Raw genomic sequence first — 19,231 nt, 5'->3', positions numbered from 1 at the left:
ATATTTTATTATTGTAATACCAGTAAGGTCACGATAACCCAATGCTTTACCATATTTTAGGTGCGGTTAGCTCTATCCTGTTTTTGTTAACCTGGTATGGCTTGTCAAAGCAACTTATCTTGATAAACGATCGTAAGTCTAAAAACCTTTTAGCGACCGAAAACCTATCAATTAACCAATTTGCCTCTAGTTTTTTCGCGTTTTACGCTAACTTTATGTTTGGCATCGCAATAGAACCATTTAACCATTATTTGGTTTGGACTCGCTTTGGTGCGCTAGTGCTGTTAATTGCAATATTGTTTCGTATATATCAAGAACGAAAAGGGCATGTTAATGCAATTGTTTATTATGGTTCGACATTTGCGTTTGGAATGGGCTTACTTTCAATAGGCTATCGACCCTTTCCAGCCGTCGCAAAAATAGCAACTGATGTATTGATGCTCGTTGTTACCCTAGTACTCGTTCAGGGGACGCTTCATCAATATTGGCTTCTGCACAAATCAAAATCACTGGGGGGGCTGTCCTTTCCACTAATAAAAAGTATCTTAATTAAAGATGTCAGTACGTTAGCCTTTGCCTTAACCCTTCCTTTGAGCAGTGCGTGGCCACTTTTAACTTTAAACGGTATGAGCATTATTTCTCGAGGCATTCTGTTAATAAAAATGTATAAAGTTAATCAATGACCTTCTAGGGGTTCTCCCTATATTGGGATTTATTTTTTGACATTAGACCGGTAGTCTTCTAGTTGTTAATAAGTAAAAGTAAATTTGTTTAATCTAACTTAATTAGGTTGAGTTCAACCTAGCTAAAATTAACTTTGTTTTTTTATACAACATAAGGATTTAACTGATGGACTCTGGCCAAAAATTAAATCTTCATCAGATTCCTATTTCTATAAATCAAAGCGACTTTTATTTAAAAACTCTTATTGAGTTGAACAGTGTTTTAGAAAACTTTGTAGGTGAGTCAGAAAGTGCGGCTTTTATGAATCATGTTGCACAACATCTTTCCGATTTGTTTTTAAATATGTATCAAACAGGGACTGAAAAAACTCAATTTACGCCACATCAACTTGCGGAAGTTTTGGTTGATTTAAAACGTCGAATTGGTGGTAGCTTTTCAATCATTGAAGTGACAAATAAACATATTGTGTTAGGTAATACTATGTGTCCTTTTGGTAATGCTGTACTTGGCCGTCCCTCAATGTGCCAAATGACAGCAACGGTGTTTGGCAAAATCGTTGCGGATAGTAACGGCTATGCAGGTATCAAAATTGATAAATCCATCGCAAATGGTGACGGCCATTGTCATGTAAAAATATTGCTTGAACCGGATTATAACGACACTGAAGTGTTAAGAGAGTATTTTCATGATGTTCAACAGTGATATAGATTTAGAGCAACATTTGGACACAGAAAGTATTATTACCAATATAACAGACGCTGCACTCATCGTTACTTTGTCTGGTAAAATAGAGCGCTGTAATGCCAGTGCCAAAAAGTTCCTTGAACAATATACTAAAAGTCAGACATTTAACGATTTAGTCGAAGAAGTTTCTACATTTAAAACCTTTGATGCCATTAGGTCTAAAGCAAAAGAGACAACCGGCTTGCAAGTATGTAGGCTAAAAAAAAGAAGTAACGGAGAGGAATGCCTGACATTCTTTTCATCGTTAAGGTCTCGACTTGATCATCAAGTTGTAGCGATACTATTGCAGTTTGATTACAAAGTATCTAAATTTAACCAATTGCAGACACATTACTCAAGCGAATTGGGCGAACAGGCAAAGCTCATTCGAAAATTTCAATCAGATGGTATACACGATCCACTAACCGGTTTAAAAAACCGACGCTACATGGATGAGTATTTACATAGTCAAATCGAATTGAATATTCGTCATAAAATCCCAGCGACGTTAGCCGTATTAGATATTGACCACTTTAAAAAAGTAAATGACACATACGGTCACAGTGTTGGCGATACTGTTATATGCGCTGTTGCAGAAGAGCTTGAGCGAAGAGCTAGGGACTCAGATGTGGTATGTAGATAGGGCGGAGAGGAATTTTGTATTTTTTTAAATCATGTAAGCGGTGAAGCAGCTCAACAGGTTCTAAATGAAATACGAAAAAATATTGAGCGTTTAACTATAGAAACGAATGAATGTAGCTTTCACATAACGGCCAGTATTGGTGCTTCAGAGTTACGTAGCAATGAAAATAAGCCAATTACCATGACAGAATTGTTTGAACGAGCGGATCATGCTTTGTACAAAGCAAAGAATGGTGGACGGAATAGAGTTGTATTAAAATTAGAGGCGTTTTAAGTCTTTCCATCCCAATATATAGATTGCTATAATCCGCCTGAACAGCGAGTCGCCCGACTCGTTATTTGATGACAATGCCTATATTTCTTGAATGTGCATTGTAAAATTAAATGTGCTGTTTCAAGGAGCGAGAATGATCCTTCCCATGGATAGGGCCAGTCTTTTGGATCATTATATATCTCGGAGTTTTACATGATAGATGTCATTTTTGACGTTATCGGCATGTCTGGTACTTTTTTAGTAGTAGGCGCGTTCTTTTTATTACAACTAAATAAAGTTGCACCTACCGGTTTAGTTTACAACATGATGAACTTGGCGGGGGCAGTCTTATTGTTAATTAGTTTGTGTTACAACTTTAACTTAGCAAGTTTTGTAATTGAAATATTCTGGATAGCAGCATCGCTAATTGGTTTATTTAAGTACTATAAAAATAAGGCTGATGTAGCAGACGCTTAAGACAAATCACGCGTAAAACACGTACTGCATAAAAATATTCAAGTTTTTAATAAAGGTGAGTTTAAGAACTCTCCTTTTTTTAATAGCCTAAGTAGGAGTGATCAGTTTATCGCTCATCATAGTAGTACACTGGTAAACTAAAAATTTAAGGCGTAACTATGCTTAATATGGATTTTTCAGAACGACTTGTTATTGAAACTGAAAAAGTAGATTGGATAAAAAGTCCTGCTGCAGGTGTGTGGCGAAAACCACTAGAACGAGAAGCAAAAGAGTCTGGGCATACCACAAGCATTGTGAAGTATGATGCTGGTGCCTCTTTTTCAACACACACTCATCCACTTGGCGAAGAGATATTTGTACTTGAGGGTGTTTTTTCAGACGAAAATGGCGATTACCCCGCGGGCACGTATATTCGAAACCCACCTAATAGTCATCACGCACCATTTAGCAAAGAAGGTTGTGTAATTCTTGTAAAGCTTAATCAATTTAATAAGCGCGATTTAGCCGACGTAAAACTAAATACAAATGTGACACCTTGGTTACAAGGATACGGCGGATTAAAGGTGATGCCTTTGCATGACTTTGAGCATGAGCATGTGGCATTAGTAAAATGGCCGGCCAATGAAGTATTTAACCCGCACCGTCATTTTGGCGGAGAAGAAATTCTTGTGTTATCAGGCTGTTTTTGCGACGAAAATGGTGAGTATCCAAAAGGCACTTGGATCAGAAACCCACACATGAGTCAACACACGCCATTTGTTCACCAAGAAACCGTTATACTAGTAAAAACCGGACATCTTCCACTGGCGCTTTAAGCCCACTCTTAACGTAGCGCTAAGCCCAGGCCAAAAAGGATTTAAGCAGGGCTGGTTGTCAGGTCATCACTTTTTAATATTGCGGTCATATAGCGGTAACAGTTTTCTTTCAAGTTATACCCAAATCTAATATCACCTTGAAAGGAAATAATAATATGAAGCAGACTAAATCTTTAATTATGGTAGCGCTGATCGCAGCGTTAACTGGTTGTGAATTCGATGGTAATGATGGTGAAAATGGCGCGAATGGAGCAAACGGGACTAATGGCATTGATGGCATTAATGGAGAGGCAGGAAAAGACGCTCCAACATCGTTGACTTCAACCTTAGTCGCAAGAGGGGTTTTAAACGCAAACTCACCAGAGGGAGCTGCAGAAATCGTTGCCTTTCAAAAATCCACTAAATGGATTTATGCCATTAACAGTTCGGTATCACCAGCCGTTGTTGAAATTTTAGATACAAATGGATTAGATCCTGAGACGTTAATCAAAGACGCTGAAGGCGTGGTAACAAATACTAATTTAACCTCAGCTATTACAATCGACCTAAGTGCTACCGCAAGTTTAACTGGCGATGCAAATAGCATTGCCGTAGATGATGTAAATGAATTGTTAGCCGTTGCCGTTGCTTCAGGTACGCCAGGCGTTAATGGCCATATCGCGTTTTTTGATATTTCTGGCGCAGCCCCCGCGTTTATTAAAAACGTAGAGGTTGGTGACTTGCCAGATAATGTTGCCTTCACGCACGATGGCGCAAAAGTTATTGTTGCCAATGAAGGTGAGCCTTCCAGTGACTATACCATTGATCCAGAAGGCTCTATTTCTATCATAAATATCCTTGATGGCGCCCCAGCAGACGTTGCAACCATGATTTCACTTGCAGGCTTTAACGATCAACAAGAAACGCTAGAAGCACAAGGCGCTAAGTTCTCGAATCCAACGGGTCAAACTATAAAAGGTGAAGTAAGAACTTACACTGTGGCACAAGATTTAGAGCCAGAATATGTTGCAGTATCTGAAGATAATTCAACAGCTTTTGTTTCGTTGCAAGAGAACAACGCGTTAGCCATCGTTGATTTATCAGATAATAGCGTTCAAGTTATTGGGTTAGGGTTTAAAGACTGGAGCCAATATAAACTGGATGTGTCTGATAAGGACGATGGAATTAACTTAAAGTCTTACGACAACCTATACGGCATGTACCAACCTGACACCATTGCTTCATTTAGTTGGCAAGGTGCAAACTTTATTGTAACTGCGAATGAAGGCGATGGCCGAGAGTATATTGCATTTGAACGTGACGCTACTGAAGATGAAGGTAAAAATGAGTGTGAAACCGACTTTCCTGGTGGCATTTACGAGTGGGAAGATGGTGAAGAGGTCTGTATTGCTTATACCGACGAGTCACGCGTTAAAGACTTAGAGGACTTTGCGCCTGTTACTGCAGAACTCGATGCTTATGTTTCGGAGCAGGGCGGAAAAAATGGCTTAGGACGACTGCTAGTTACCAACGCTTTAGGCAAAAACGCTGACGGAGAGTATGAAAAGCTATACGCCTATGGCGCTCGCTCATTTACTATTTGGGACCAAAATGGTTTGGTGGTATTTGATTCAGGTGACGACATTGCCCGAATTACTGCCTCTATTCATGGTTCGTCATTCAATAATGATGAAGATGAGAATACCGGTGATACGCGCTCAGATGCTAAAGGCGCTGAACCAGAAGCGTTAACCTTAGGTAAAATTGGTGAGCAAACTTATGCGTTTATTGGTTTGGAGAGAATGGGCGGCATATTAGCGTACGATATAAGTAATCCATATAATGTTAAGTTTGTTGATTACTTTTATAACAGAGGCTTGATGGAAGGCGCTGATATTACGGGTGATTTAGCGCCAGAAGGGATGAAGTTTGTTGCGGCTAGTGATAGCCCAACAGGTGAAGCCTTACTAATTGTTGGCAACGAAATATCTGGCTCAGTAGCCGTTTGGCAAATAGAGCAAAAGTAGTTTTTCAAATAGGATAAGCGCGGCAAAGACGTTGCGTTTATCCTATTACTACTGATGTTGCGCTATAAACTCTTCACAACTGCCTTGGTGTGCCGTATCCATGAGGTGGGCTATTTTCCAGTCACTGTTTTGTTGAATAACGTGAATTGAATTAACGCCACAGTGACTTATTTTCCCGTTAAAGTAAAAAACAAAATAGGTCCAAATGTTGGCCATATTACCAAAGGTCTCTATACGGTAATTAATAATTTGCTCGTCCATGTAGTCTTTCTTACGTTTCGCTATACTGCTTGCAAACTGGGGAATGTCGGTCATTTTTAAAAGTCCATTCTGTCTCGCTCTAACCAATGTCGCGTCTTTAGCAAAGGCGTTCGCTATCTTTTCTGCATTGTGTTCACGCATACCATCAAATAACTGTTGAACCGGCTGATACTGAGCCTGATGCAGTGACTTTTTCGGCCTTAACTCACTATTTTCAGCGACATTCGTTTTTATAGCACCGTCAGCCAGGTTGGACTCAGACAAGGCAAAAAGACTCAAAGCCAGTAACGCAGACATGACAATTCCTTAAATACACGTTTAGATTATTTAAAAAAATCGAAAGATAGGGGCGATTTTTCGCAATATTCATTTTTAAAAATAGAAGCTAAATTGTCGATACTTAATACAAGGAGCATTTAAATGAATAACGTACTAGTAATTAAATCTTCAATTAGCGGCGATGCTGGTAACTCTACTATGCTTACCAATGAGTTTGTAGAAAAACTTAAGAAGTCGAACAGCAAGCTTACGTTTGCAACAAGAGATTTGGTTAGTCCAATACTGCCACACCTATCGTCAGATGAGTTGGGCGCTTGGATGGCAGAGCCTCAAAGCCGAACCAAGGAGCAGCTTGAGTTAGCCTCATTATCCGATGATTTGATCAGTGAATTACAGTCACATGACACCATCGTTATTGGCATGCCTATGTATAACTTCGGTATTCCTTCAACGTTCAAAGCCTGGATAGATAGAGTGGCCCGCGCAGGCATTACGTTCAAATACACAGAGCAAGGTCCACAAGGCTTACTGACAGATAAAAAGGTCGTTGTTATAGCGGCTCGAGGCGGTATTTATCAGGGCACTCCGGCAGATACACAAAGCCAATACTTAAAAGATGTATTCGCTTTTATTGGGTTAACAAACATAGAGTTCGTATACGCAGAAGGTTTAAACATGCCAAATAAAGAACAAGGCTTGGCAACAGCTCGCAGCACAATGGATAACATTATATCGCGCTTATAATTGCAATTTAGTTTGGCTTTCAATAAGGTGGCATCGTTATTTTTATGGAAGTAAATTATGTATCAACATTTGTATAAACGATTTTTGAGTGCCAGACCAGACATTCAGCATTTTGCCTGTCATAGCCATCATTACTGGCCAGACGTAACTCGCGAGGCAATGTTAGAGTACTGGGACGATACTGCACAAATGGCCGATGACAAATGGAACTATATTTTTTCCAAAAAGATGCCACAAACTCAGGCATTAGTTGCTAATGCCTTAAATATTAAAAGTCCAGAACGAGTCGTATTTGCGCCCAATACGCATGAACTTCTAGTGCGTATCCATTCGTCGTTTGCCGCTCACAAAAAAGTTAAAATCTTAACGACAGATAGTGAGTTTTACTCTTTTGAGCGTCAATCTCAGCGCTGGTTACAAAGCGATTTGGTTGAGATAGTGCGTGTTCCAACCGCGCCTTTTGACACTTTTGAACAACGGTTTGCTAAAGCGGCCCACGAACAGTCGTTTGATTGGATATTTGTCAGTCAGGTATTTTTTAATTCCGGTTTTGCAATTAAGAATTTAAAAACTTTTGTTGATACCTTGCCAACACAGCCTCTTATTACGGTTGATGGTTATCATGGTTTTTTTGCCATACCAACAGATTTGAGCGAACTTGAACACAAGGTGTTTTATTTGTCTGGCAGTTATAAATACGCACAAGGTGGGGAAGGTGCTTGTTTTGCTGTTGTACCAGACGGTAACTTTGAGCCCATTTATACAGGATGGTTCGCCGAGTTTGGCGATTTACACCAACGTAAAGAGGGTCATGTAGGTTATGCACAAAATGGTCAGCAGTTTGCTGGAGCAACCATGGATATGTCACCAATGTATCGTCTCAATGCCAGTTTACAGCTGTTTAAAGATGAAGGGCTGTCAGTTGAACAGATTCATGAGTATGTGAAACAGTGTCAGTTGATGTTTTTACAAAAGCTACAAGCATTAAATCACCCACTATTAAACCTTGATAATTTGATGCAACATCAGTTTTTGCCTGATAAAAGATCAACTAAGCAGTTCGACAAAGCTGATGGTGAACTAGACTTAAATAAAGTCGAAGTGAACGAGTTAGGTTTGCACGGCCATTTTTTGACCTTTAAGCTGGAGCCAAAGGATGTTCAGTCATTGGCCGAGTTTTTATCGAACCAGGGGATCAAAACAGATTATCGTGGTGATAGATTAAGATTTGGTTTTGCAATTTATCATAACCCATTGAGCTATGATCTCTCTTGCCTAGAGTAAGAAGCACAAATCATATTGTCCCTGGAGCATTGGCTTAATATTGCAGCTAATGAATAACACGAATTAATTAGAGCGAATAAAGCACATAGTGTCATTAAATCAAAACATAGTAATAGCAATTACAGCAATTAGAATTAAATGAACGCTTAAATTTTGCAAAATGCCGTCGGTACGGTTAAAGTCCACGGCATTAAAACTAGAATAAAGTGTTATCAGGAGCAATGCATGCCGAAGGCAAGTGAAGTAAAAAAGAACGCAGCAATTGAACATAATGGCCGTGTTGTACTAATTAAAGATATTGAGCGTTCAGTTCCGCAAGGACGAGCAGGTGGCAGCTTATACCGTATGCGCATGTACGACGTTGTAACTGGCGCTAAAATAGATGAAACGTTTAAAGACTCAGATATGCTTAGCGCGGCAGACTTTTCTCGCCGAGCAGTTATGTTTTCTTATACAGATGGCGATGAGTACATCTTTATGGATAATGAAGACTATACGCCATATCACCTTAATAAAGACACAATTGAAGAACAGTTGCAGTTCATTAATGAGGAAACACAAGGTTTAATGGTACTTGTTATTGCAGATGTTGCCGCGACAGTCGAAGTGCCAATGACAGTTGAGTTAGAGATCACTGAAACTGCACCAGCGTTAAAAGGTGGTTCTGCAACGGCAAGAACAAAACCTGCAACCTTAACAACAGGTCTAGTTATTCAAGTGCCTGAACATATTTCCACCGGTGATCGCATTAAGATCAACACCGAAGAGCTTAAGTTTGTTGGTCGTGCGTAACTCACGCTAATGCATTAGCGACAGTAAAACATTACACACGATAATTAATCGCTCTTTTACTAAAGGGCGATTTTTTTAGCAGTATTGTTATCGGTTTTAAGACCGGTAATTTTGTTTATTACCCTTTCTAGTACTTCTATTTTGGTCTACGTTTATAAGTATTAATAATAAAATCTATAGCGCTAATACTGGAGAGAGAATGACAGGAAATGTTACTGAATTAATAAAGATTTACAGTGAAACTGTATTCGAATTGATGAGTCCACTCGGTGAGTTGCCAAACCCTTTCGCCATAATTACGGCCTACAATCCACAAAGTAAAAGCTTCAGTGAAAGCAATAATATCCTAGCAAATAAAGCACTTGAAGATGATTTAGCAGAGGTATTTCATGTGCCTATAAATGGGCGCTCATTAGACGCTCGTCATCAAGAGCCTAGTTTTGCGGTGCAAATATCAAAGGCGGCTGCGGTTGGATTAGCGGAAAAGTATAATCAAAATGCTATCTTTTGGGTTGAAGGTGACGACTTACACATAGTACCAGTATTAATGAACGGCGATGAAATATCGGTGGGCTCCTTTCGTAGCCGAATTCAAGCTAACTCTGCACTGTGAAGTAATTTTTAAAACTAACCTTTGCCGCTAGTCCTTGTCGCTAACCTTTGCCGCTAGTCCTTGTCACTAACCTTTGCTGCAGTCCTTGTCACTAACCTTTGCTGCTTGATGCGCCTTTCAAAATAAACTTAACCATTAAGACCGTCTCTTCTACGGTTTTATCTAAATCACTCTCTGGCGTGTTTAATGCGTTACCACCCATAGCAAACACGAGTTGTGTTACGGCTTTGGCGACCACCAAGGTCTCTTCTGTTTTATAACGAGGGGCAATTGAATTTGCACGTTCTAGATCTGTTTGTAGTTCATGGGCAAAAAAATCTAACTGTTTTTTAATGGCATCTTGGAAGTTACCAGACCCCACCGTACCCTCACGCAATAAAATAGGCAAAGTAGAACCAGGCTTGCGCATTTCATTAAAAAAACACTCTACAGACACTCGAACCACAGAACGTTCATTGATTATAAGCGATCTCGCGTCTCGAATTATGGCACGTAGATGTTGTCCGGCTAATTCAATGATAGCGATATTTAATTCGTCTACATCCTTGAAGTGACGATAAAAGCTATTTGGCGCAATGCCTGCTTCTCGCGTAACTTCACGTAAACTAAGAGAGGAAATACTACGGTGAGGCCCCACTAAATTAAGTGCCGCCGCGATTATTTCTTGACTATTTATTGAGGCTTTTCGACCAACTGTTTTCACATTTTACACATCGTAAATGGATAATAGGGGTATTTTTTCACACTCACCGTAAAGTTACTAGTATTGGCTTAAAACTAATTGTGAACAAATTTATATACACATTTGTATACACTTGTATATTAACCTGTATAATCGAACACCTAGTTAAGAAAATACTGTGTATTTAAGGCGTAATTTTGTGAAAAGAACAGTAACTAAAATGATTGAAAGCATATGTTTACCTCAGGCATTAGACTTTTGGTTTAAGCAACTAAACATTAATTATCAAACACATACTCCAACTGTGAAAGTTGTGAGCAAAACGATAATAAACGATGTAGTTAAGCTTGTGCTAAAGCCAAGTAAGGCATTTGGCGAGTTTGTAGCGGGTCAGCACGTTCGTCTAAAACTTGAAATAAACGGCATCGGAGAGGAACGTTGTTACTCTATTGCTAATTTGCCAAATCGTGCAGGTTTGGTTGAATTATTTATAAAAGTGCAGGGCCAAGTTAGTCAGTCAATAAAAGAAACGGTTAAAAAAGGGCTAGTTTTAGACATTTCTAAGCCGTTTGGTCAAAACCATCAACAAAGCTTTGATACCTTTATAGCCGGTGGCATTGGTATTACGGCGATGTGGCCGTTGTTCAAAGCATCAAACAATAAAGATGCAAAATTACTTTACCTCACGCGAATAAATAATGGCAGTCAATCCGCTGCATTGTTAAAAGAAATTAAAGCCTCGAAATTTTATAAAAATGGCCAAGTTGTAATTGAAAATGGCCGTTCATTTTTGTCGGATTCAGCCAATATTGGCGAGTTTTTAGAGGGGGCAAAAAAAGCAATCTCATGTGGTTCAGAAGGTTTTAATGAAGTCATCAATACTCAAGTTTATTTGGTTAAGCCTGACATATCACTTTCGTTTGAAAGCTTTAAGTCGACGAATGCAGCGCCAGTCAAGCATGAAATTAAAACGGATATTCAAGTTAAGCTCATTAACTCGGATAAAACCATTGTTGTTGATAATAAGACGTCTTTGTTAGACAGCTTATTAAACGCCGGAATAAAAGCAAAGCATGGTTGTAAACAAGGCATATGTCATGAATGTACATGCAGAGTGTCGGCAGCATCATTATTAAACGACGTTAACAAAACCATTCAGCTATGTACAACATTTCCAAGTACAGACTTGGAGTTAGAACTATGAATTTTGAATTATTAGAAAAAGAAATTAATGAAATTAAAGACGAGGCGATGGCAAAAGTCGGCTCTGAAGATGCACGTTATATTCGTCGTATCGAAAAAGTAGTCCGTTATAGCGGAGCAGCGGGGCGCGTATTGCTAATGTTGTCATGGTTTCCACCATGCTGGTTACTAGGAACCATTTTATTGTCCATTAGTAAGATAATGGAAAATATGGAACTAGGCCATAACGTGATTCATGGCCAATATAACTTTATGAATGATGAGCGTTTTAATGGCTCTACATATGAATGGGATATCGCTGGTACTTCAGACAACTGGCGTAAAACACATAATTATAGTCACCATACCTATACGAATGTGAAAGGGATGGATCACGATATTGGGTATTCAATCTTACGAATATTTAAAGAACAAAAGTGGAACCCAGCTTATTTGTTCCAGCCCATCTATGCGATAATTTTTGCGATATTATTTCAGTGGGGCGTCGCCCTTCAAAACCTGAGATTAGGGCGCTTGTTTATTAAAAAAGTACCGCTGAAAGAGTTTATAAAAGAAGACGAACAAGCTTACCGAAAAATGGGTGGTCAGCTATTTAAAGATTATATCTTTTTCCCAATTATTGCTGGTCCTATGTTCCTTCCTGTTATTTTGGGTAACTTGACGGCCAATGTGGTTCGAAGCTTATGGACTTACTTGATTATTTTTTGTGGTCATTTTACTAAAGATGTTCACATATTTGACCGCTCAGTACTTAAAAACGAATCAAAAGGGCACTGGTATTATCGTCAAATATTAGGCTCGTCAAATATAAAGGGTGGCAAGATTTTCCATATACTTAGTGGTAATTTGAGTCATCAAATAGAGCACCATTTATTTCCAACTATGCCATCCTATCGGTATGCAGAAGTTGCTCCTAAAGTTCAAGCGGTTTGCAAAAAGCATGGCATTCAATACAACAACGGTAATATATTTAAACAATTTGGTGAAGTTGTAGGGCGTATTGTTAGGTACAGCCTGCCGTAACATTAAAATACTTATACAAAGGGTTAACGATTAGTTAGCCCTTTTTTTATCTATAATTTTAATTTAGATTTTAATTTAGATTTAAAAATCACTTAATGGCTAACTTAGCCTTCTTTTCCTATAGTTAAGCAATGTACGAAAGAATTAGGATTGTTAATTTGTTTACCATAGTTAGGACGTTGTTCTTGGCGTTTTTATATGTTTTTGCGCTGCAAAGTAATTATGTTTACGCACAAGCCAGCAATCAGATTACCCTGGCTTATGGTCTTGAGAATTACAATCTACAGCCACTGTTTGATGAGTTTAGTGCACAAACTGGTATTAGCATTAATGTTGCGGCGTTTAAAAACAACGAGCTTAAAGCTGAGTTAATTGAACGTGCTACCAACAAACAGCTACCAGACGCGATAATCGTTCCGTCCGACTTTGCTGGTTTAGATTCAATCCGTGTCAGTCCAATTCCCAATACTTTATTCAGTAAAAGCACAAATCAAACGGCTATAAAATCGACAATCGTAGCTGGCAAAAGTTTAGGGATTCCCATCGTTTACGGCAATCACCTAGTACTTTATTTTAATAAGAAGCTTGTAAAAACACCGGCAAAAAGTTGGAGGGAAATACTTCAACAAGGGTCTGAGTTATCAAATGAATTCGACTTAATCGCCTGGAATTATCTCGAAATGTATTGGTTTATCCCGTTTCTTGGCACTTATGGTGACTTTCCATATATTAATGGAAAGTTAACGCTTGATTCCGATGGGATGGTAGCGGCACTTAAGTGGTATAAAAACCTAAATACCAATGGATTAGTAGACTTAGACTGCGACTACGAGTGTGCAAAAAACAAGTTTCTATCAGGCAAACTAGCTTACACAATTAATGGTTCGTGGGCTTTAGGGGAATACAAACAAATATTAAATGACGACTTAGGAATTGCGCTATTGCCAAGGTTAGGCGATCTGGCTATGAAACCTTATTTTTCATCTCACGTACTTGCTTTTCCAGACAAAAGCTTGCAAGGAAATAAAGCTGAATCATTAAAGAAACTAGCACTGTTTTTTCAGTCCGATAAAGCACAAGCGATGATTTGGGGAATGTTGAATAGTATCCCTACGAACAATAACACGCTGAGCTACATTCAAAGCCAGGGAAACCAAGATCTCAATATATTATTAGAGCAGCTGGAATTGTCTGAGCCTATGCCTAACGATCACAATATGGCGATTGTTTGGGAAGCGATGTTGAAGGGAACAAATCGTTTTCTGGCTGATGTTTTTGATGCAAAGTCAGCAGCAAAATATATGCAACATATTGCCAGCAAATCAATAGAGCACGCCAATGACAAAAACTAATCAAACAAAACGGAGTGTACTACAGGAAATTCGATTAAAACTCTCGCTGGCTATTTTAGTATTAACTACGGTATGTCTAGTTATATTTGGCATTGATTCTTATCAGCAGAGCATGTCATTAGCGCTAGAAGATGTTAAGCGTCACAGTAGTTCGGTCAGTTTAGATATACAGAACGAAATGGGGAAACAGCGGCATATATTAAGTGATTTGGAACATAAAAAGGTATTAGTTGAATTACCTTTTAACCTTCTCTACACCCAATATGCATTTGGTGAATTAAAGCGGTTAGTGGATAAAAACCCCTTTATTGATGCCGCGTTTATTAGTGATGGTTCTGAGTATTTAGTAGAGGGATACCCGCTGAGTACGCTCAAATACAATAGTGATAAGTTAAATCAAAATACGAGTGAAATTATCCAACAAAACAGCAAGGATAAAACGCTGTCATTGATCTACACTCCCGATAAAATCCAAGGGATTCAAGATGGTGTATCTGGCAGTTTGTTTTTATCTATTGTGCTAAGAAGGTCGAACTCCTCGCTTGTTAACCCATATCAAACTACTGGCGTATTGTATCTGTTGCTGAATCCAAAATTTTTGTTATCCAATGATTTAATGACTGTTTACAGCAGAACGTTGGTTTTAGTTGATGGTACACCTTGGTATTCACAAGGTATGGATAATATTGATTCATTGCTTTCTTTTACGCAACGCGCATTTAATCAGCAGCAGGATGGGGTGAATTTAGACATTAAGATCAGCCACGATCAAGGGTTTTATACTGATAAAGTCCTCAACTCATTATTGTTTTCGGTAGTGGTCATAATTCTAACCTTCATTGCTTTATTTATTTACTTAAAACGCTTTTCTAACCGTTTAAAAACGCCACTGAACAACCTAGAAAATATTGCGGAGTCTATAAAAAGTGGTAATTATGTGGTCTCGAATATGAAGTCAGAGTTTATTGAGTTTGATAGTGTTTTTAGTGCTATGGATCATATGTCAGCAACAGTTAATAACCAGTTTGAAGACTTACAGCAACAAAAAAACCGAGCGCAGGTATCAGAACAAGCGAAAGCTAATTTTCTTGCCAATATGAGTCATGAAATAAGAACACCGATGAATGGGATATTGGGCACGCTGCAAATATTACAAAGGCAAAAATTACATGGCGAGTCTGAAGATTTAGTAGAGAAAGGAATATTATCGTCAAAAATGCTGTTAACCATAGTAAACGACATTCTAGATTTTTCTAAAATTGAGGCGGGACGATTAGAGTTGGAAATGATACCAACTAACGTAGGTAAAATAGTAGAGTCGACGATAGCAGAATTACAACCTGAAGCTGAATCTAAAGGCATTTCAATAGAGCTAACCTTTGATAGTAGTTACGAAGAGGGCTGGTTTTGCGATCCCGTGCGCATTAAACAAATTATTTTAAATATTCTGTCTAACGGCATTAAATTTACCGAGCAAGGTGGTGTGTTCATTGATCTTAAAATTGAGGATGGGCAGTTACTTTTAAAGTGTCGAGATACTGGCATCGGCATGTCGCAATCGATCTTAGATGGATTGTTTTCACGTTTTGAGCAAGCGGATAAGAGTATTACTAGAAGGTATGGTGGTACAGGTTTAGGAATGGCCATTACCAATCAGCTAGTCGAATTGATGGGTGGAACGATTAGTGTAATTAGTAAACCATCTAAAGGAACGACCTTTAAGTTATTATTGCCGTTACAACAAGCGGAAGTTGAAAGCTTAATAATTGAGAGACAAGCCCAATTTGAGACACCTGTTTTAAAAGGAAAAACAATATTACTTGCAGAAGATAATAAGATTAATCAGACCGTATTTTTAGCTATGTTGAAGCCAACAGGCGCCAAGGTCATGGTGGCAAATAATGGTCAAGAAGCGGTAACCCTGTTCAATCAATCTTGTCCTGATATCGTATTTATGGATATACAAATGCCCGTTATGGATGGTTTAGAGTCGTGCAGTAAAATAAAACAAATAAATGACAATGTACCTATAGTTGCATTAACGGCGAACGTCATGCCAGACGATGTCGAAAAGTATATGGCAACTGGGTTTTCAGCCCATATAGGAAAGCCGGTAGAGTTAAATAAACTCTACCGAGAGCTAAATTTCTACTTGTTTAAATAACGTTAAAACCATCATCGTTGCTGTTGTTCAAGATTCTACTGTTCGATAATCAAATATGGCCCATTAAGAGCTGGTATTTTTGTTGTCATTAGGTTTGTTTTCTCCAACAAATAACCGGTTTACCATGATATATACAAAGATGAAGTAAACGCTTTGCATAATTAATGAAAAGTCTCTTAATTCAGCACCCGCTAAAATAAGTGTCATTGTGATGTAGTAAACCGCAATTATCCATATGGTGACATTTACATTGATCGCCTTCGCCTGAAACAAGCGCTTTTTATGCTCACTTTTCAATTGGGCTAGGTTTTTTCCTCTTACAATTAAAGCAATTGTAATCACGTTTACCGTATCCAAAAACAGCAAGCCGAGGTAGTTGGTATAGCCGGCATAACCTTGAAATGGAAACTGTTGAAAGTAACTATTTACAGTAATAAAAAGTAAGTGACCTAGCCCTAATAAAATAATAGAAGGCGTTGATATAAAATCTTGCCAACGACGATGTGTTAATGAAGCGCTTCGTTTGTTAGACGAAAAGTCTTTTAAGAGTTGAAAGAATTTTTTGTTAATAAATATTAAAAAGAAGAATGGCAATAATGACATAACAAAGAGAACGATGATCCCAGATTGATTGTCCCAGTTAAACAGCTCTTGTTGGTTCGAGATGGATAGATAGATTAGATAAAAGCTACTCAAAGAAATAACAAAACTTAAAGTTAGATAATAAGATAGGTATTTTTTTATTACCTCTGATGATGCAGTGTAAAGTTGTGGATAGGCCTCTTCGCTGAATGACAATAAGTATTGGCTAAATTGGCCTTTGACATTTATTGGAATTAAAACGGTTGTGATTACTACTTGTAAAATCACGGCCAGGTAAAACCCGAGTATTGCAGGATCTGAGTAAGTCATCGTTATTTCCCTTTTGGCTGTTGCGACATAATATTATTAAAAGCTATTCGAATTTCAGAGTCAGTCGCGCCAGCATCTTTAAATGTCGATATAACATCAAACAACTGCTCATTAATCCAAGCTTCTAAATCAAACTGACTGTTTAAAATGGCGTTGCTATGAACAAAAGTACCTCTATAACCTTTCGTTTCAATAACGTTATCTCGTTCTAAAATTCGGTAAGCCTTAGCCACAGTTTTAGCATTAATATCTAAATCGGTAGCGAGTTGGCGAATAGACGGCAACGCATCACCGGGAGCAACTAATGCTTGCTGTATGGCGATCTTTATTTGATTAACTAGCTGACTAAACAGAGGTTCAGCGCTATCAACATCAATGGTGATCATTTATTTACCTTGAGTTAGTTGTACCATTACTACAAGTGGTACAACAATGTTATAACCAGATCAAAAATTAAGCAACAAAAGGTGTAAAAAAAGCGCTACCCACAGGAAGCGCTTTGCTTTTTTGTGCAAAAGTTAAGTGTTTAAAGTTTCAATTGATGTCAATTTAAAACGGCGCAGGATAGTGCTGTAGCACCTTATCGACTTGGTCTAGCAGGTCACTCTCTAACGTAATGGCAAAAGCATCAATATTTTCTTGTAGTTGCGCTAGTGACGTTGCGCCAATAATAGTAGACGTAACGCCGTCTACTTGTTTACACCAAGCAAGGGCAAGTTGACTCGGTGTAATACCCGCACGTTTGGCAATAGTTGCGTATTCACTTATTGCCTGTTGGCTTTGTGCGCTGTCTCTAAACAAACCATTTCGTTGTGTCAATGTCCAGCGACTGCCTTCTGGGCGAGCGCCATTAAGATATTTGCCCGATAATGCGCCGCCGGCTAACGGTGACCATGGCAAGTAAGCGATCTCTTCGTGAATGCAGTTTTCTATCAAATATGGCCAGTCTTTAGTGTGTAATAAGCTAAACTCATTTTGAATAGATACCATTTTGGGAAGGGCGTATTTTTCACTTAATTTAAGGTATTGATTAATGCCCCACGTTGTATCATCAGAAAGACCACAAAAACGTATTTTACCGGCTTTTACACAGTCGTTTAAGGCTTGAAGAATTTCTAGCATTTGATTTACTTCGTGAGTTTTGTCTAACTCAGAAAAGCGAATCTTATTTGGGCGATGCTTGGCAAAGTGCGGCGAAGTTCGATTTGGCCAATGCAATTGATACAAGTCGATGTAATCGGTTTTTAATCGCTTTAAAGACGCATCTACTGACTTAATAATTGCTTCGCCATCAATATCGTTAGCATCACGAATCCATGGCAGTCCGTTCCCAGCAATCTTAGTGGCTAATACAACATCCCCTCGGCGTTGAGGGTTACTCTCAAACCAGTTGCCAATAATTCGCTCTGTGTCGCCGTAGGTATCTGCAGAGGGAGGGACGGGATAAAGCTCGGCAGTATCAATAAAGTTAATACCTTGTGATAAAGCCAACTCTATTTGCTGATCGGCATCTTGTTGTGTGTTTTGTACACCCCAAGTCATAGAGCCTAAACAAATTTCTGAAATATCTAGGTTACTACTTCCTAACTTATTGTATTTCATTTAATAATCCAAATTATAAAAAGGTAGCAATGGCATCAAGTGGCTTTTTAATCGTAGCATGATGAGGAATAGTCGCATCATCTGCAGGATAACCAACAACCAGTAACATAAACGGACGCTCGTTCTCCGGGCGGTTACATATTTTAGTTAAAAACTGCATTGGTTTTGGTGTATGAGTTAGCGTTGCTAATCCACTGTGATGTAATGCATTGATTAAAAAGCCGGTGGCCAGCCCAACAGACTCATGTACATAATAGTTGGTATTTTGATCGCCAGGATTAATTCCACCTTTCTTCTGTGAAAAAACAGCGATAAGCCAAGGTGCATGTTCTAAAAAAGGTTTGTTGGCGTCGGTACCCAATGGTTTTAAGGCTTCTAACCACTCATCACCTGCACGGCCTTCGTAAAAGCCTTGCTCGTGAAGCTCAGCTTGCTCTCGGACTTGTTTTTTAATGTCATGGCTACCTAATACAGCGAAATGCCAAGGTTGATGGTTTGCACCGTTTGGCGCTGTACCGGCAGCTTTTATACAATTTTCAATAATTTCTCTAGGAACAGGGCGATCACTGAACTTACGAATACTATGACGTCGTTTGATGTTTTGATAAAACTCGTTTGAACGTTCAACCATTCTTTGTTCAGGGTATTCAATAAAGTCAGTAAGAGGATAGTGCGCTTCGTTGCTCATTCGCGGCTCCAAGCCAATAAATAATAAGTCAT

19 protein-coding genes and 1 pseudogene are annotated in these 19,231 nt (G+C 38.7%); 14 read left to right on the top strand and 6 right to left on the bottom strand.

All coding sequences use genetic code 11. The annotated features are described in order from the left end of the window. The first annotated feature begins 41 nt into the window (after positions 1-41). From J9318_RS09590 to J9318_RS09560, 6 genes and pseudogenes are all read left to right on the top strand, one after another. Positions 42-683 carry a hypothetical protein gene (locus J9318_RS09590; RefSeq protein ID WP_210559711.1) on the top strand — a complete coding sequence of 214 codons (642 nt, stop codon included), beginning with the start codon at positions 42-44 and terminating at the stop codon, positions 681-683. A gap of 166 nt (positions 684-849) precedes the next feature. Further along, on the top strand, positions 850-1,386 hold the full coding sequence (locus tag J9318_RS09585) for a methanogen output domain 1-containing protein (protein ID WP_210559710.1): 537 nt from the start codon (positions 850-852) through the stop codon (positions 1,384-1,386). Beyond that, positions 1,370-2,323: pseudogene (locus J9318_RS14140) on the top strand (GGDEF domain-containing protein). Before J9318_RS09585 ends, J9318_RS14140 begins: the two are co-directional and overlap by 17 nt. Before the next feature lie 192 nt (positions 2,324-2,515). After that, positions 2,516-2,779 carry a CBU_0592 family membrane protein gene (locus J9318_RS09570; protein ID WP_210559708.1) on the top strand — a complete coding sequence of 88 codons (264 nt, stop codon included), beginning with the start codon at positions 2,516-2,518 and terminating at the stop codon, positions 2,777-2,779. Positions 2,780-2,937: 158 nt separating this feature from the next. Continuing rightward, complete coding sequence (locus tag J9318_RS09565; RefSeq protein ID WP_210559707.1) at positions 2,938-3,594, top strand: cupin domain-containing protein; 657 nt, start codon at positions 2,938-2,940, stop codon at positions 3,592-3,594. A 155-nt stretch (positions 3,595-3,749) separates the two neighbouring features. After that, positions 3,750-5,600, top strand: a complete 1,851-nt coding sequence (locus J9318_RS09560) for a choice-of-anchor I family protein (protein ID WP_210559706.1) — start codon at positions 3,750-3,752, stop codon at positions 5,598-5,600. Between the two features lie 48 nt (positions 5,601-5,648). On the opposite strand, the gene J9318_RS09555 is transcribed toward J9318_RS09560, so the two are convergent. Continuing rightward, positions 5,649-6,158 carry a nuclear transport factor 2 family protein gene (locus tag J9318_RS09555; RefSeq protein WP_210559705.1) on the bottom strand — a complete coding sequence of 170 codons (510 nt, stop codon included), beginning with the start codon at positions 6,156-6,158 and terminating at the stop codon, positions 5,649-5,651. Between the two features lie 123 nt (positions 6,159-6,281). Between J9318_RS09555 and J9318_RS09550 the strand changes: the two genes are divergently transcribed. From J9318_RS09550 to J9318_RS09535, 4 genes are all read left to right on the top strand, one after another. Then, positions 6,282-6,884: an FMN-dependent NADH-azoreductase gene (locus J9318_RS09550; protein WP_210559704.1), complete on the top strand. Its 603-nt coding sequence runs from the start codon at positions 6,282-6,284 to the stop codon at positions 6,882-6,884. Positions 6,885-6,941: 57 nt separating this feature from the next. Continuing rightward, positions 6,942-8,168 (top strand): aminotransferase class V-fold PLP-dependent enzyme, encoded by a 1,227-nt coding sequence (locus J9318_RS09545; protein WP_210559703.1) that lies wholly within the window; start codon positions 6,942-6,944, stop codon positions 8,166-8,168. A 225-nt stretch (positions 8,169-8,393) separates the two neighbouring features. After that, positions 8,394-8,960, top strand: coding sequence for an elongation factor P-like protein EfpL (gene efpL, locus J9318_RS09540; protein ID WP_210559702.1), 567 nt, complete (start codon positions 8,394-8,396; stop codon positions 8,958-8,960). A gap of 199 nt (positions 8,961-9,159) precedes the next feature. Beyond that, positions 9,160-9,573, top strand: a complete 414-nt coding sequence (locus J9318_RS09535; RefSeq protein WP_210559701.1) for a DUF3293 domain-containing protein — start codon at positions 9,160-9,162, stop codon at positions 9,571-9,573. A 91-nt stretch (positions 9,574-9,664) separates the two neighbouring features. On the opposite strand, the gene fabR is transcribed toward J9318_RS09535, so the two are convergent. After that, positions 9,665-10,276, bottom strand: a complete 612-nt coding sequence (gene fabR / locus J9318_RS09530; RefSeq protein WP_210559700.1) for an HTH-type transcriptional repressor FabR — start codon at positions 10,274-10,276, stop codon at positions 9,665-9,667. Between the two features lie 178 nt (positions 10,277-10,454). On the opposite strand from fabR, the gene J9318_RS09525 reads away from it, so the two are divergent. The 4 genes from J9318_RS09525 to J9318_RS09510 all read left to right on the top strand — a co-directional run bounded on the left by J9318_RS09525 (position 10,455) and on the right by J9318_RS09510 (position 15,997). Next, a complete protein-coding gene (locus J9318_RS09525) occupies positions 10,455-11,459 on the top strand; it encodes a flavin reductase family protein (RefSeq protein ID WP_210559699.1) in 1,005 nt (334 codons plus the stop codon). After that, a complete protein-coding gene (locus tag J9318_RS09520; RefSeq protein ID WP_244731611.1) occupies positions 11,456-12,481 on the top strand; it encodes a fatty acid desaturase family protein in 1,026 nt (341 codons plus the stop codon). Before J9318_RS09525 ends, J9318_RS09520 begins: the two co-directional genes overlap by 4 nt. A 185-nt stretch (positions 12,482-12,666) precedes the next feature. Further along, positions 12,667-13,833 carry a sugar ABC transporter substrate-binding protein gene (locus J9318_RS09515; protein WP_210559697.1) on the top strand — a complete coding sequence of 389 codons (1,167 nt, stop codon included), beginning with the start codon at positions 12,667-12,669 and terminating at the stop codon, positions 13,831-13,833. Beyond that, entirely contained in the window at positions 13,820-15,997 is a 2,178-nt protein-coding gene (locus J9318_RS09510) for a HAMP domain-containing hybrid sensor histidine kinase/response regulator (RefSeq protein ID WP_210559696.1), read from the top strand. Before J9318_RS09515 ends, J9318_RS09510 begins: the two co-directional genes overlap by 14 nt. 63 nt (positions 15,998-16,060) lie before the next feature. On the opposite strand, the gene J9318_RS09505 is transcribed toward J9318_RS09510, so the two are convergent. The 4 genes from J9318_RS09505 to J9318_RS09490 all read right to left on the bottom strand — a co-directional run bounded on the left by J9318_RS09505 (position 16,061) and on the right by J9318_RS09490 (position 19,199). Further along, on the bottom strand, positions 16,061-16,909 hold the full coding sequence (locus J9318_RS09505; RefSeq protein ID WP_210559695.1) for a hypothetical protein: 849 nt from the start codon (positions 16,907-16,909) through the stop codon (positions 16,061-16,063). A 2-nt stretch (positions 16,910-16,911) separates the two neighbouring features. Then, positions 16,912-17,295 carry a GntR family transcriptional regulator gene (locus J9318_RS09500; protein WP_210559694.1) on the bottom strand — a complete coding sequence of 128 codons (384 nt, stop codon included), beginning with the start codon at positions 17,293-17,295 and terminating at the stop codon, positions 16,912-16,914. Between the two features lie 163 nt (positions 17,296-17,458). After that, the gene (locus tag J9318_RS09495; protein ID WP_210559693.1) at positions 17,459-18,511 is read right to left on the bottom strand and encodes an aldo/keto reductase; all 1,053 of its coding nucleotides are present in this window, start codon (positions 18,509-18,511) and stop codon (positions 17,459-17,461) included. Positions 18,512-18,524: 13 nt separating this feature from the next. Further along, complete coding sequence (locus J9318_RS09490; protein WP_210559692.1) at positions 18,525-19,199, bottom strand: nitroreductase family protein; 675 nt, start codon at positions 19,197-19,199, stop codon at positions 18,525-18,527. Positions 19,200-19,231: the final 32 nt, after the last annotated feature.

This window comes from Psychrosphaera aestuarii (assembly GCF_017948405.1).
Taxonomy (GTDB): Bacteria; Pseudomonadota; Gammaproteobacteria; order Enterobacterales; family Alteromonadaceae; genus Psychrosphaera; species Psychrosphaera aestuarii.
Note: the sequence above shows the minus strand (reverse complement) of the source record. Positions and strands in the feature narration are given on the sequence as shown.

Bases quoted from the DNA above. Each gene is read 5' to 3' on its own strand.
- J9318_RS09535 (WP_210559701.1), top strand. From the start codon at position 9,160: ATGACAGGAAATGTTACTGAATTAATAAAGATTTACAGTGAAACTGTA.
- efpL (WP_210559702.1), top strand. From the start codon at position 8,394: ATGCCGAAGGCAAGTGAAGTAAAAAAGAACGCAGCAATTGAACATAAT.
- J9318_RS09590 (WP_210559711.1), top strand. From the start codon at position 42: ATGCTTTACCATATTTTAGGTGCGGTTAGCTCTATCCTGTTTTTGTTA.
- J9318_RS09565 (WP_210559707.1), top strand. From the start codon at position 2,938: ATGCTTAATATGGATTTTTCAGAACGACTTGTTATTGAAACTGAAAAA.
- J9318_RS09570 (WP_210559708.1), top strand. From the start codon at position 2,516: ATGATAGATGTCATTTTTGACGTTATCGGCATGTCTGGTACTTTTTTA.
- J9318_RS09545 (WP_210559703.1), top strand. From the start codon at position 6,942: ATGTATCAACATTTGTATAAACGATTTTTGAGTGCCAGACCAGACATT.
- J9318_RS09585 (WP_210559710.1), top strand. From the start codon at position 850: ATGGACTCTGGCCAAAAATTAAATCTTCATCAGATTCCTATTTCTATA.
- J9318_RS09550 (WP_210559704.1), top strand. From the start codon at position 6,282: ATGAATAACGTACTAGTAATTAAATCTTCAATTAGCGGCGATGCTGGT.
- J9318_RS09560 (WP_210559706.1), top strand. From the start codon at position 3,750: ATGAAGCAGACTAAATCTTTAATTATGGTAGCGCTGATCGCAGCGTTA.
- J9318_RS09495 (WP_210559693.1), bottom strand. From the start codon at position 18,511: ATGAAATACAATAAGTTAGGAAGTAGTAACCTAGATATTTCAGAAATT.
- J9318_RS09510 (WP_210559696.1), top strand. From the start codon at position 13,820: ATGACAAAAACTAATCAAACAAAACGGAGTGTACTACAGGAAATTCGA.
- J9318_RS09490 (WP_210559692.1), bottom strand. From the start codon at position 19,199: ATGAGCAACGAAGCGCACTATCCTCTTACTGACTTTATTGAATACCCT.
- J9318_RS09505 (WP_210559695.1), bottom strand. From the start codon at position 16,909: ATGACTTACTCAGATCCTGCAATACTCGGGTTTTACCTGGCCGTGATT.
- J9318_RS09555 (WP_210559705.1), bottom strand. From the start codon at position 6,158: ATGTCTGCGTTACTGGCTTTGAGTCTTTTTGCCTTGTCTGAGTCCAAC.
- J9318_RS09520 (WP_244731611.1), top strand. From the start codon at position 11,456: ATGAATTTTGAATTATTAGAAAAAGAAATTAATGAAATTAAAGACGAG.
- J9318_RS09500 (WP_210559694.1), bottom strand. From the start codon at position 17,295: ATGATCACCATTGATGTTGATAGCGCTGAACCTCTGTTTAGTCAGCTA.